Genomic DNA, 992 nt, shown 5'->3' on the forward strand with positions numbered 1-992 from the left:
AGATCTCCGTGCCGGTGCGCGACCGGGCCGCCGCCCTCGCCGACGTGGTCCGCGTCCTGGACACCGCGGGCATCGCGGCCGAGGACATCGCGCTGCGCCGGCCCACCCTCGACGAGGTCTTCCTGCACCTGACCGGTTCCGCCGCGGGAGCCTCGGCGGAACACCCCGAACCGCACACCAGCGACGAGAAGAAGACGGAGGGCGCAGCGGCATGAGCGTCGCGATCCCCGACCTGCCCCGCGGCCCCTTCGGGCGGCTGCGCTGGGCGCTGGCCGACGGTTGGACCGTCACCCTGCGCGGCCTGACGCACTGGTCCCGCGAACCCGGCACGGTGATCGGCGGACTGCTGTTCCCCGTGATGATGGTGCTGATGTTCGGCTACTTCTTCGGCGGCGCCATGCAGGTGCCCGGAGGGGGCAACTACCGGGAGTTCCTCATCCCGGGCATGTTCGTGATGACCATGGTGTTCGGCATGGGCGAGACCGTCACCGCCGTCTCCGCCGACAAGAACCGCGGCGTCACCTCGCGCTTCCGCTCCATGCCGATGGCGCCCTCCGCCGTGCTGGTCGGCCGGTGCGTCACCGACATGCTCAACTCGGTCCTCGCCCTGGCCGTGCTCTTCGGCGTCGGTCTCGCCGTCGGCTGGGAGGCCCACGGCAGCGTCGCCGACACCGTGTTCGCCGTCGGCCTGCTCCTGCTGCTGCGGTTCGCGCTGACCTGGATGGGCATCTACTTCGGCCTGCTGATGAAGGGACCGGAGGGCATCACCCTGGTGCAGACCCTGGAGTTCCCGGTCGGCTTCCTCACCAGCGCCTTCGTCGCCCCGTCCACGATGCCGGGCTGGCTGGGGACCATCGCCGAGTGGAACCCGCTGTCCTCGACCGTCGCCGCGAGCAGGGAACTGTTCGGCAACCCCGGCTGGGGCGGCGACTCCTGGATCGCGCAGCACGCCACCCTCATGGCCGTGGTGTGGCCGGCCGTCATCTTCGCCG

Annotated in this window: 1 protein-coding gene and 1 pseudogene; both read left to right on the forward strand. The window is 71.1% G+C overall.

All coding sequences use genetic code 11. The features are described 5' to 3' along the window. Positions 1 to 215: pseudogene (locus LPA54_RS32890) on the forward strand (daunorubicin/doxorubicin resistance ABC transporter ATP-binding protein DrrA); the annotation flags it as partial. Continuing rightward, positions 212 to 992, forward strand: a 781-nt coding sequence (locus LPA54_RS32895) for an ABC transporter permease (protein ID WP_228984413.1), incomplete at its 3' end; no start/stop codon positions are given. The pseudogene LPA54_RS32890 and the gene LPA54_RS32895, both read left to right, overlap by 4 nt.

The sequence above is a fragment of the Streptomyces sp. DH12 genome, from assembly GCF_020873895.1.
In the GTDB taxonomy this organism is placed as follows: Bacteria; Actinomycetota; Actinomycetes; order Streptomycetales; family Streptomycetaceae; genus Streptomyces.